The 11,634-nt window shown below is 73.6% G+C and carries 8 protein-coding genes; 3 read left to right on the forward strand and 5 right to left on the reverse strand.

The genetic code is table 11. The features are described 5' to 3' along the window. Positions 1-7: 7 nt before the first annotated feature. Positions 8-3,208: a LamG-like jellyroll fold domain-containing protein gene (locus EKG83_RS24715; protein ID WP_033432416.1), complete on the reverse strand. Its 3,201-nt coding sequence runs from the start codon at positions 3,206-3,208 to the stop codon at positions 8-10. 452 nt (positions 3,209-3,660) lie between these two features. Here EKG83_RS24715 and EKG83_RS24720 point away from each other — a divergent pair, with 452 nt between their 5' ends. After that, the gene (locus EKG83_RS24720; protein WP_033432415.1) at positions 3,661-3,846 is read left to right on the forward strand and encodes a hypothetical protein; all 186 of its coding nucleotides are present in this window, start codon (positions 3,661-3,663) and stop codon (positions 3,844-3,846) included. A 147-nt stretch (positions 3,847-3,993) separates the two neighbouring features. Here EKG83_RS24720 and EKG83_RS24725 read toward each other — a convergent pair whose 3' ends face one another. Both EKG83_RS24725 and EKG83_RS24730 read right to left on the reverse strand, forming a co-directional pair. Then, complete coding sequence (locus EKG83_RS24725) at positions 3,994-4,533, reverse strand: GNAT family N-acetyltransferase (protein WP_228122187.1); 540 nt, start codon at positions 4,531-4,533, stop codon at positions 3,994-3,996. A 99-nt stretch (positions 4,534-4,632) separates the two neighbouring features. Continuing rightward, the gene (locus EKG83_RS24730) at positions 4,633-6,570 is read right to left on the reverse strand and encodes a cellulase family glycosylhydrolase (protein ID WP_051766245.1); all 1,938 of its coding nucleotides are present in this window, start codon (positions 6,568-6,570) and stop codon (positions 4,633-4,635) included. Between the two features lie 277 nt (positions 6,571-6,847). Between EKG83_RS24730 and EKG83_RS24735 the strand changes: the two genes are divergently transcribed. Continuing rightward, positions 6,848-8,137 carry a cation:proton antiporter gene (locus tag EKG83_RS24735; RefSeq protein ID WP_033432413.1) on the forward strand — a complete coding sequence of 430 codons (1,290 nt, stop codon included), beginning with the start codon at positions 6,848-6,850 and terminating at the stop codon, positions 8,135-8,137. A gap of 358 nt (positions 8,138-8,495) precedes the next feature. Here the strand turns inward: EKG83_RS24735 and EKG83_RS24740 are convergent, their stop codons facing one another. Next, entirely contained in the window at positions 8,496-9,647 is a 1,152-nt protein-coding gene (locus EKG83_RS24740) for a PucR family transcriptional regulator (protein WP_228122922.1), read from the reverse strand. Between the two features lie 109 nt (positions 9,648-9,756). On the opposite strand from EKG83_RS24740, the gene EKG83_RS24745 reads away from it, so the two are divergent. Beyond that, complete coding sequence (locus EKG83_RS24745) at positions 9,757-10,440, forward strand: hypothetical protein (RefSeq protein WP_153278353.1); 684 nt, start codon at positions 9,757-9,759, stop codon at positions 10,438-10,440. 12 nt (positions 10,441-10,452) lie between these two features. On the opposite strand, the gene EKG83_RS24750 is transcribed toward EKG83_RS24745, so the two are convergent. Beyond that, positions 10,453-11,631, reverse strand: coding sequence for a hypothetical protein (locus tag EKG83_RS24750; RefSeq protein ID WP_153278354.1), 1,179 nt, complete (start codon positions 11,629-11,631; stop codon positions 10,453-10,455). Positions 11,632-11,634: the final 3 nt, after the last annotated feature.

Below are 11,634 nucleotides of genomic sequence, written 5' to 3' on the forward strand. Positions count from 1 at the left end.
GCCGCGGTCACCGCTCGGCGTGCAGCCGGGCGACCTCGTCGTCACCGAGGGCCCGGCCGTAGGCGCGGACCTCGTCCACCGCCCCGTGCCAGTAGTCGGTGGGCCGACCGGCGTACTTCGCCCGGCCGATGGTCAGCGGACCGGTGCTCACCTCGTCCGGGCCCGCCGGGATGGTCGCCGCCCGCCGCCCGTCGACGTACAGGCGCACCTCGCCCGCCGCCTCGTCGCGCACGCCGACCAGGTGGTACCAGCGGCCCGCCTCCGGGGTCGCCGGTGCCGTGGCCCGCCGGCCGCCCGGCACGCTGAACGCGAAGGCGCCGTGGCCGTACTGGAGGTAGAACGGGTTCTCCGTGCGCCTGCCGTCCTGGCTGACGGCGGTGGCGTAGTTGCCCGGCAGCGAGTCCAGGCTCACCCACGCCGACACGGTGTAGCTGCCGCGCGTGTCCAGCACCGGCCCGGCGGTCCCGGCGGAGTCGCCGTCGCCGTCGAACCGCAGCGCCTGCCCGCGCACGCCGGGCGCGTAGGCCGCGTCCCCGGCCGGGGTGACCGGGCTGCCGCCGCCGCTGGCGTCCTCGCCGCTGCCGTCGAGCGACCACGTGCCGCGGCCCGGGTAGGTCCGCTGCCCGGCGGCCGCGCCCGCGGCGAGCACCTTCCGGTTGACCTCGCGCACCGGGGCGGGGTCGACCTTGATCTCGCGCCGGTCGTAGGTCCAGAAGCCGTTCAGCTCGGTCTCCACGTCGGTGACCTGGGTGTAGACCGAACCGGACAGCTCGGCGCCCGCGCCCTCCAGGTAGAAGGTCTCGGTGTTGGACACGTACTTGGCGGTCAGCGCCGCCTTGTCCGCCACCCCGCTGTAGATCACGGCCGGCGCGCCGGGCCACTGGTGGCCGGGGGTGCGCAGGGTGAACCCGCCGTGCTCGCCGTCCATGGCCGCCCGGGTGGCGTCCGGCCACGGCGCGTCGTTGTTGACGTAGTCGTGGTGGTCGATCACGTCGCCCTTGCCGGAGTCGCCCTTGGACGCGCAGCAGTTCACCCCGCTGTGCGCGTTGACCACCCGGGACGGGTCGGCGGCCCGGACCGACTCGGCGATGCGGCCGGTGGCCTCGCGGTCCCACTCGCCCCAGCCCTCGTTGAACACGACCCAGCCGATGACCGCGGGCGAGTCGTGCACCTGCTCCATGGCGCGGCGCCCCTCGGTGAGGAACGCCTCCTGGCCGGTCTGGTCGGTGACGTTGACGTTGACGAAGTCCTGCCACACCAGGAGGCCGAGCCTGTCGGCGTGGTAGTACCAGCGGGCCGGTTCGACCTTGATGTGCTTGCGGACCGCGTTGAACCCGAGGTCCTTCTGCGCCTTGAGGTCGAACAGCAGGGCCTCGTCGCTGGGCGCGGTGTTCAGGCCGTCGGGCCAGAAGCCCTGGTCCAGCATGGCCAGCGAGAACACCGGCTTGCCGTTGAGCACGAGCTTGGGGAACCCGCCGACGTCCTGGACGTCGACCGAGCGCATGCCGAAGTAGCTCTTCACCGAGTCCCGGCTGGAGCCCTCGACGAGGCTGACGTCCAGGTCGTAGAGGTAGGGGTCCTCCGGGGTCCACAGGTGCGGGCCGGGCACCGGCAGCGTCAGGTCGGTGTTGGGGCGGCCGGTGACCGCGCCGACCTGCCTGCCGCGGTGGTCGCGGGCGGTGACCCTGACGGTGGCGGCGGCCGAGGCGGTGGTGGACGACACGCGGACGGCGAGCGTGCCCGCGGTGATGTCCGGGGTGGTCTTCACGTCGTCGATCGCCTTGTCGGGCACCGGTTCCAGCCACACGGTCTGCCAGATGCCGGAGGACTGGGTGTAGACGATGCCGCCGGGGTTGCGCGACTGCTTGCCGATCGGCTGGTTGTCGCCGGTGGTGTCGGTGACCGCCACGACCAGCTCGTGGCGGCCGCGGCCGCGCAGCGCGTCGGTGATGTCGGCGGTGAAGGAGGTGTAGCCGCCGGTGTGCTCGGCGACCTGCGTGCCGTCCACCCACACCCGCGCGGAGTGGTCGACCGCGCCGAAGTTGAGCTTCAACCGCTCGCCGCGCCCGATCCGCCAGTTCCCCGGCACGGTGAACTGCCTGCGGTAGAACATGTGGTCCTCGTGGCGCTCCAGCCCGGAGAGCTGGGACTCCACCGGGAACGGCACGATGATCCGCTCGGGGAGCGCCCGGCCGAACTCGGGCTGCTGCCCGGCGGTGGCGGCGGCGAACTCCCAGGGGCCGTTGAGGTTGACCCAGTCCTCGCGCACCTGCTGCGGCCGGGGATACTCGGGCAGCGGGTGGTCGGTGTCGAGGTCGTCGCCCCACGGGGTGGTGAGCCGGTGGGTGGAGGTGTTGGTCGCGGTGCGGACGATCTCCGGCACCGCCTCGCCGCCCGCGGTCAGCCCGGCCGCGCCGTCGTAGGTGACGCGGACGCGCTGGCCCTCCTGGACCGGTGCGGCCAGCTCGACCACGACCTTCGTCCGGTCGCCGCGGGCGAGGGTGGCCTTGCCGAGGGGGAACGGGACGGTGTCGACGTCGACCCTGAGGTGCGCGGTGAGCGAGCCGATGTTGTTGACGGCTCGGTCGAAGTCCAGTTCGAGGCGGTCCTTGGTGGTGGTCGGCCGGACCGGGTAGACCGGGAAGTCCGCGGGCGGGAGGAAGGCCGTCTCGGGCACGAGCCGCTTCGCCGCGGTCGGGGTCGACCAGCGCAGGTACATGTTCGCGCCGCCGACGTCCTGGAACAGCTCCAGGCGGAAGTCGTGCTCCCGGCCCGCTTCCAGGTGGATGGGGGCGCTGTGCTGCTCGACGTCCCAGTCGCCGACCCAGTGGTCGATCACCGGGGTGCCGTCGAGGAAGAGCCGGAAGCCGTTGTCGCCGATGGCGTGGAAGGTGTAGTCGCCGGTGGCCGGGGCGGTGAGGCGGCCGGTCCAGCGGGCGGTGGTGTGCTCGGTGCGGCCGGTCAGGGCGGCGAAGGTGCTGGTCAGGTCGGTGAAGTTGATGTCGGGGTCGAGGCTGGTGCCGCCCGGTTCGGCGAAGTCGCGCGCGCCGGGGGCGGACATGCGGAAGTACTCGCCCTTCAGGCCGTGCACCGGTGGCGCGGGGTCCGGTCTGCCGGGGCGGTCGGGTTCGGCTCCGGCGGGCAGGGCGATGGCGGGGAGGAGGAACAGGCTCAGCAGGAGGGTGAGGAGGCGGTGGGCAGGGCGCATGCAGGTTCTCCCTAGGGCTCGGCGGTGAGACCCGTCACAGCTCCGCTCATCTATCCACACGGTCGCGCAAAAGACAACAACAAGTTGCGCGTTGGGAGCGCTTCCACGACTCAACCGCTCAACTTCGGGCAGAGGTTCAGGCCAATCCGGGCAGGGTCGACGTGCCGTCGGGCCCGTCCGCGGTCAAGGCGCACCTACCGGACGCAGCGGACGGGACGCGGACCGGACGCGCCACCCGCGCTGGCGATGCCCGCCTCGCCTCGGGCGCGGTGCGCGGTGCGCGGAATAAACCGAGCATGGTGCCGCAACCGGCGGCCGCGCCGTGAGTGACCGAGCACGGCCGGCTATGCGGCCTCGCCCTCCGAAAGGACCTCTCGATGACAACCGGTGCACCTGCCGAACGACCGCACGTCGCCCGGACACCGAGTCCGAGGAGGTCGCGAGCGGGGCGGGTGCATCGGCCTCAGGCAGTACCCGGACGGGGGTGGGGGGCGTTCCGGCAGAACTGCTCCACCCTCGACCTGCGGCAGAACCAGGTGTTGTCGACCGCGGGCGTCGACATCGGCGACAGCCTCACCCTCGTCCAGGCGGTCGACCCCAGCGCCCCCGCCTACACCTGGACGTTCACGCTGCTCTGAGGCCGCCCCGCCGGCGAAGGACGCCCCCCTGGTCGAGGCGGTCCGGCATGAACGATCGACGGCCGTGGCGGCGGTGTCCACCCGAGCAGCACCGGTAACGCCGCAGATCTCATTCTTTTTCTCCTCACGGCCCTCCTCGGCGGGAATTCAGGTGCCCGAAGTGGTGGCAGCCGGAGCGCAGACCAGCGGAGAAGCGCTGATCGTGGTCGCCGTTGCCCCGCGCCGACTCAGACGGTGCGCGTCATGAAGGTGCTGTTGGGGTCGTCCACGTAGGCACCGAACGGCGGGCACGGCGTGAAACCCGCCTTGGCGTAAAGGGCGCGGGCCGCCGCGAAGAAGTCCATGCTGCCGGTTTCCAGGGAGATGCGCCCGACACCCCGCTCCCCCCGCGTCCCGGATCAGGTGGTCGAGCAGCAGCCGGGCGATGCCCTGCCCCCGGCGCGCCGGGGCGGTGCGCATGCTCTTCAGCTCCTCGTGCCCCGGTTCCAGCGCCGCCAGGGCGCCGGTGCCGATGATCTCCCCGCCGTCCCGGACGACCCACAGCCGGACGGAGGGGTCCTGGAGGCCGGCCAGGTCCAGGGCGTGCCGGCTCTCGGCGGGCGCGGTGGGGGCCATGTCGTCCAGGTGGGCTTGCAGGAACTCCTTGAGCCGGGGGTCGGTGAAGTCAGCGCGTTCCACGTGCGGCATGGATCAAGCCTGCCCCGGGGGCGTTTCACGGCGGTTAGTTCGCGCTCACCGCGACGAGCGGGGCGCGGCCGGCGAACCACCGCCGGCCGCGCCCTCGGCTCAGCTCGCCGTGCAGCTCACCACGGTGACGCCGGCGCTGCCCTGGCCGTTGGCGACGAGCCCGAAGCTCGTGCTCGCCGCCGGCGCGAGGGCGCCGTTGTGGGCGGCGTTGGTGACCGTGGTGCCGGTCAGGGTGCCGTTCCACACGCTGTTGATGGTCCAGCCACTCCCGACGGCCAGCTTGACGCTCCAGGCGCGGGTCGCGGCGGTGCCGGTGTTGGTCACCGAGACCTCGCCCTGGAAACCGCCCTGCCAGCTGTTGGCCGTGCGGAGGGTGGCGGTGCACCCGGAGCCGCCGCCGGTGCCCGGCTGGGTCGTGGCGGTCACCGCGGCCGAGGCCGCGGACTGGTTGCCCGCCGCGTCCCTGGCCCGCACCGTGTAGGTGTACGCGGTGCTCGGGCTCAGGCCGGTGTCGGTGTAGGTGGTGCCCGACGCGGTGCCGACCTTGGCGGTGCCGCGGTAGACGTCGTAGCCGACGACGCCGACGTTGTCGGTCGACGCCTGCCACGACAGGGCCACCGAGGACGACGTGGTCGTGGTGGCGGTCACCGACGCCGGCGTGCTCGGGGCCGTGGTGTCGACCGGGTCGCCGCCGGTGTAGCGCTCGGCCAGGCTGATGCCGGTGGTGCTGCCCTCGCCGCCGAGGCGGACCTGGTGGTCCAGGCCGACGAACTTGCCGCCGTGCTGCCACAGGGCGGGCTTGAGCAGCGCGTACTTGGTCTCGTCCCAGGTCTTCCAGTCGTCGAGCAGCAGGCCGCCCGTGTCACCGGAGTTGGGGTTGAGCACCCAGAACGTCTGGTGCAGGCCCTCCTGCACGATCAGGTCGCGCAGGGCGGCCATCCACCGGTCCTGCCGCTCGTCCTGGCCCAGCCGGCCGCCCCACTCGCCGATCAGCAGGGGCGCGGTGCCCTGCTCGTGGATGTAGAGCCAGTTCGGCCGCCACACGTCGGTGATCAGCGAGTCCTTGGTGAACGGCTTCTGGAACCACGGCTGGTCGAACACCAGCGGGCCGTAGTCGTGCGGCGAGTAGACGAGCTGGTCCTGGTTGGCGCCGAGGTTGACCGGGAAGTCCTTGACGCCGCGCAGGTTGCCGCCCCACCAGGTGTTGTAGTAGTTCGGCGACAGGTCGGGGTCGGTGTTCGGCGAGTTCCAGGTCTCGCCCTCGCGCGGGTAGACCTCGATGCCCTCGCAGAGGATGAGCACCTTCGGGTTGATCGCCAGGATGCGCTTGCCCGCGGTCTCGCAGACGTTCTTCCAGTTGTCGACGTCGGTGGAGTTGTCCCACTTGGCGCGCGGCGGCTGGTTCGGGGTGCCGTGCGGCTCGTTCTTGACGTCCATCGCGACGATGGTGTCGTCGTTCTTGTACCGCGCGGTGACCCACTCCCACGCCTGGTAGAACATCTCCGTGGTGTAGGTGCCCTTGTACCAGACCGGGTGAATGTGGCCGGAGTTGTCCGCCTCGGCGCTGTGCACGTCCAGCAGCACCTTCAGGCCGAAGCGCTCGCACAGCTCCAGCCAGTAGTCCCAGACCTGGAGGCTGTTCTTGCCCGCCAGCTCCGGGTTGGCGTAGGTGTTGACGTTCGGCGCGGCCGCCTGGCCGTTCTTCCACTCCAGCAGCAGCTGGACGGAGATCGGGACCCGGACGATGTTGATGCCGCGGTCGGCCATCGCCTTGGTGACCTCGGTGATGTTCGCCGACCACAGGCCGTGGAACACCCGCTCGGTGGCGTTGAAGCCGAACCAGTTGGCGCCGGTCAGCCAGACCCTGTTGCCCGCCTCGTCGACGATCTGGTTGCCCTCGACGTGCAGCCAGTCCTCCTGCGGGGCCGCCGTGGCGGCGGGCGTGGCCCCGGCGACGGCGAAGGCGGACGCCGCCGCGACCGCGACGAGGGCCACCGCCCGGCGCCACCGCGCCGGGCCTGAACGTGTCGTTCTCATGTGCTGCTTTCCCGACCTTCCGACGCTGGAACGCGGTTTCGAAGCGGCTGCACCGGGAGCGCTCGACTGCGGCGGCGGTGTTTCTGGGAGCGCTCCCAGTCCGGCGTAGTGTAGGCGTTCGAGACCTTTTTGCAATATCCCCGCACACCGTGCGTGCGCCTCCGCCGACTCCCCCGCACACCGTGCGTGCGCCTCCGCCGGGCGCGGCCGGCGGTTTTGCCGATCAAGCCCCGGGTACCTGACGGGTCCGACGCCAACCCGTTGCAGGAGGTACGCGGTGGATCTCGCCCCGGTCCTGTACGCCGGGGCGGGCCTGGTCACGCTGACCGCCGCTTTACTGCCCCGGCTGCTCGCCAGAGCCCCGATCTCGATGCCCATGGTCTTCCTGGGCGCCGGTGCGCTGGCCTTCACCCTGGTCGACCCGCTGCCCGACCTCGACCCGCGGGCGCACGGCCCGGTGGTGGTGCACCTGACCGAGCTGTGCGTGATCATCTCGCTGATGGGCGCCGGGCTGGCCATCAACCGGCCGGTCGGCCTGCGGCGGTGGGGCACCACGTGGCGGCTGCTGGCCGTGACGATGCCGTTGAGCATGCTGGTCGTCGGCGTGCTGGGCTGGGGCCTGCTCGGGCTCGGCGCGGCCGCGGCGGTGCTGCTGGCGGCCGTCGTGGCGCCCACGGACCCGGTGCTGGCCGGCGAGGTGCAGGTGGCCGAGCCCGCCGAGAACCCCGAGGCCGACGAGGACGAGGCGCGGTTCGCGCTGACCTCCGAGGCCGGCCTGAACGACGGGCTGGCCTTCCCGTTCACCTACGCCGCGGTGGCGATCAGCGCGGCCGGCGCGGCGCCGGGCGGCTGGCTGCCGGAGTGGTTGCTGGTCGACCTGGTGTGGCGGCTCGCCGCGGGCGTGGGCGTCGGGCTGCTGGTCGGGTGGCTGCTGGGCCGGCTGTTCTTCTCCGCGCCGTCGGAGAAGTTCCGGCTGGCCGAGCACGCCGAGGGGTTCGTGGCGCTGGCCGCGACGTTCCTGGCCTACGGGGTCACCGAGCTGGTCGAGGGCTACGGGTTCGTCGCGGTGTTCGTCTGCGCCTGCACGATCCGGGCCGCCGAGCGCCACCACGACTACCACCACGTGCTGCACCAGTACGTGGAGCAGGCCGAGCGGATGCTCACCGTGCTGATCATCATCCTGCTGGGCGGCGCGGCCGCGTCGGGGCTGCTCGCCGGCACCGGGTGGCGCGAGGTGCTGTTCGCCGCGGTGGTCCTGCTGGTGGTGCGGCCGGTGGCCGGGCTGGTGGGGCTGGCGGGCGGCGGCACGGGGCCGCGCGAGCGCATGGCGATCTCGTTCTTCGGCGTGCGCGGCGTCGGTTCGCTGTTCTACGTCGCCTACGCGCTGGACGCGGCGGACTTCGGCGACGAGGCGGAGATCTGGCGGCTGGTCGCCCTGGTGGTGATCGGCTCGATCCTGGTGCACGGCGTGTCGGCGACCCCGGTCATGCGGCTGCTCGACCACCGGCGCGACCGCGAGGCGCGGCGCAACGGCGAACCGGGGCGGGCCGCCGGCACCCCGGTGTGATCGCGGTGGGTTCTCCGGCGTGCCTGGCGACGATCTCCCGGTCGAGGCCGGCCGGGGCGCCGGTCGCACTTCGACGGCGCGGTGCTCGCGACCGGGGTCGCGCTCGCCCCGACCTGACCGAGCGCCGAGGCGGGTGACCCCCCACCACGCCCCGGCGCACCGTCTGGTTCCCGCTCCCCCGACGGGCGTGGAACCTCCCCCGCATCCCCCCAGGCCCCTCCCCTGACCTGCACCAATCCTGTCGGACGGCCCCCGCGGCGACAACGTCGCGGCTCGGCCACCACGAAGCCTCGAACTTGCCGATCACCGGCAAGCAACGACAGGAAAGCCCGGAACTCGCCCAAAGGACGCAATACGGTCAAGCTTGGTGTTTACCGGGGCTCGGCAACGCCGTGGCCGGCCAGCCCAGCAGCTTCGCCCCGAGCACGGCGACCTGGAGCGCGAACCCCTGGCGCGGGTCGTCAGCGGAGTGGCCGGTCAGCTCCCGCACCCGCTGGAGGCGGTAGGTCACGGTGCGCACGCCGACGTGCAGGTCGCGGGCGCACGCGGTGGCCACCCGGCCGGAGGCGAAGTACGCGTCGAGCGTGTCCAGCAGCGGCCCGGCGCCGCCACGCGCCCGCCGCAGCGGCTCCAGCACCGCGCCGACCAGGTCCGCCAGCGCCGCGCTGTCGCGCAGCAGCACCCGGTAGACCAGCAGGTCGGCGGCCTTGTGCAGCGGTCCGGGCAGGTCCAGCCGCTCGGCGATGTCCAGGGCGTGGCGCGCCTGCTCGAACGACCGCACCGCGCCACCGGGGCCCGGGTGCGGCCGGCCCAGCCCCACCCGCCACGCCGCGTCGGACCCCATCGCCGCCGCGACCTGGCGCACGAACTCGTCCGGCGCCTCGCCCATCGCCTCCGGCGCCACGCACACCAGCAGGCCGTCCTTGGTGGTGACCAGCACGTCGCGCGACCCGAGCCGCAGGTGCAGCGCGGTCTCCACCCGCCGCGACACGTCGCCGCCGTCCACGATCGGCCCCGCGGCGCGCACCGCCGCCACGACCGTGCTGCCGGCCAGCCGCAGGCCGAACCGCTCGGCGCGCTCGGCCAGCTCGGCGAGGTTGCGGCCGTCGAGCAGGTCGTCGACGAACTCCCGGCGGAACGACTCCTCCCGCCGCACCGCCCACCGCTGCGCCTCCTCGTAGCCCTCGGCCAGCGCCGTGACCGCGATGTCGGCGGCCCGGAACACGGCCTCGCCGACCACCCGCACCGCCTCCGCGCCGGCCGCCCGCCGCACCCCGGGCAGCACCGGCCAGGCCAGCCGGGTGGCGCCGAGGTAGAGGTCGACCAGGCCGCGCAGCGACACGCCCTGCGCGGCGGCGCGCGCACCGACGTCGTGCCGGGCCCGCAGCCGGTCGGGCCCCAGCTGCACGCCGGTGGTGCTGACCTCGGCCAGGTCCTCCAGGTAGCCGTCCAGCAGCTCGGGCGGCACGCCGGACGCGTCGCGGCTCGCCCGCGCCGCCAGGTCCGCCACGTCCAACCCGGGTTCCGCTCGCGTCGTGGCGCCCGGTCTCGCCGCACCTCCACCGTTCCCCCACACCCTCCCCCCGATCCCGCCACGTCCGTCGCCGATGATCGGCGGCGTGGGGCACTGGTGGCGGTGGGCGTTGGTCGTGGCGGCGGTGGCGGTGGCGGTGCCCTCGGCGGGCGTGGCGCCCACCGCCCTGTTCGGCGTGGTGCCGGTGGCGGCGTGGGGCTGTCTGGCCCGCACCCGGCGGGTCGGGGTGGTGGTCGGGGTGGTCCTGCTGGTGCTGCTGGCGTGGTTCGCGCTGCCCCACGGCCTGGGCTGGTCCGGGCCGTGGGTGCCCTCGCCGGCCGAGCTGTGCTGGCTCTACCCGCTGGTCGCCGCGGTGGTGTGCGGGATCGGCGGCGCGGTCGACGGGCGGTCGGGCTGCGCGCTGTCGCTGTCGTTGACCGGGGTGGTGCTGCTCGGGTTCCTCGTCGCGCTGGTGGACCTGGCGATGCTCACCGAGTCCCCGCCCGGGGACGAGGGGGTCCTGCCGGCGCCGCCGGGGCTGCGGGTGGTCGACCCGGACCTGGTCTGCGGGTCCGGCGGGTGCGCCCGGCAGGTCGGGTTCGCCGGGGACGACGCCCGCGCGCTGGTCGACGCGCACCTGGCGGCGCACGGCTTCGTCACGCACCGGCCCGCCGCGGTGCCGGGCACCGACCTGGTGTGCCGGGTGACCGGGCTGCTGGTGCGCCGCCAGGCGTGCGCGGAGGTGCGGGAGGCGGCGGGCGTCGTCCGGGTCACCTGGTACGTGGAGTAGGCCGCCGGCGCTTCAGCGCAGGCGCCACAGGACCGCCCGGGGAGACCCTGTCTCGGGGATCTCGGAGAAGCCCACGACGACACCGCGGTCGTTCACGTCCGAGGCCGCGCTCCAGGTGCTGCCCGGCAGCGCACCCAGGTTCCGGACGCGGTTGTCGCGGTCCCAGACCACCGCGTACGACGCGACGCCCGGCTGCTCGGCGCTGCCGATGACCAGGCCGCGGTCGTTCAGGCCGCTGGTGGAGGTCGACGTGCTGCCGGGCGGTGTCCCCAGGTCGACGGCGCGGCCGCGCTCGTCCCACCGCACGGCGTGCCGGATCGACTCCGGCTGGTCCATGAACGCGATGCCGGCCATGGCGCCGTGCGCGTCCACGGCCGTGAGCGCGCTGTTCCTCGCGCCGGCCGGGAGGTCCAGCGGCACGACCTGCCCCAGTCGGTCCCACCGCACGGCGAGCCGGTCCCGCGGCGTGGGCCCGGTGGCGGTGCCCGCGATGGCGCCGCTGTCGGTGATGGACTCGGGATAGGTGCTCCACCCGTCGAGCCGCGGCAGTTCCGTGAGGGTTCCCCGGCGGTCCCACGCGACCGGCAGGGTCCGGCCGGGGCCGAGGTCGGCGCTGCCGACGACGGTCCCGGCGTCGTTGATGTCGGCGGGCTCGCTGCGGGTGGCACCCGCGGGGATGCCGAGGTCGGTGATCCGCCCACCGCGGTCCCACCGCACGGCGTGGGTCCGGCCGTCGGAACCGGCGCTGACGCCGATCCAGGTTCCCGCCGCGTTGCGCCCGTGCACCTCGGTGGAGCCGCCCGCGAGCGACGCGAACTCGGTGATGTTCCCGGCGCCGTCCCACCGTACGGCGTGCGCGGTGTAGTTCCCGTCACGGACGGTGCCGATGACGACGCCGTCGTCGAAGATGTCGTGGGCGGTGACCTCACCGCCGGTGGACAGGCCGGGCAGGACCGTGACGGCGCCACCGCGGTCCCACTTCACCGGGTGCGGGACGTAGTCGGCGGACCAGGCGGAACCGACGACCGTTCCCGCGTCGTTCACGGCCCGCGCCAGACTGCCGACGGTGCCGGGCGGCAGGTCGAGTTCGACCATGACCACGGCGGCCTGGGCCGGCGCGGGCGCCGCGGTCGTGACGAGACCGAGGACCGCGACCGCGGTCACGGCTCCGCGCGCGGGTGATCGCTTCATGAC

Origin of the sequence: Saccharothrix syringae (assembly GCF_009498035.1) — a bacterium.
Lineage (GTDB): Bacteria > Actinomycetota > Actinomycetes > Mycobacteriales > Pseudonocardiaceae > Actinosynnema > Actinosynnema syringae.

Bases quoted from the DNA above. Each gene is read 5' to 3' on its own strand.
- EKG83_RS24715 (WP_033432416.1), bottom strand. From the start codon at position 3,208: ATGCGCCCTGCCCACCGCCTCCTCACCCTCCTGCTGAGCCTGTTCCTC.
- EKG83_RS24725 (WP_228122187.1), bottom strand. From the start codon at position 4,533: ATGCCGCACGTGGAACGCGCTGACTTCACCGACCCCCGGCTCAAGGAG.
- EKG83_RS24730 (WP_051766245.1), bottom strand. From the start codon at position 6,570: ATGAGAACGACACGTTCAGGCCCGGCGCGGTGGCGCCGGGCGGTGGCC.
- EKG83_RS24750 (WP_153278354.1), bottom strand. From the start codon at position 11,631: ATGAAGCGATCACCCGCGCGCGGAGCCGTGACCGCGGTCGCGGTCCTC.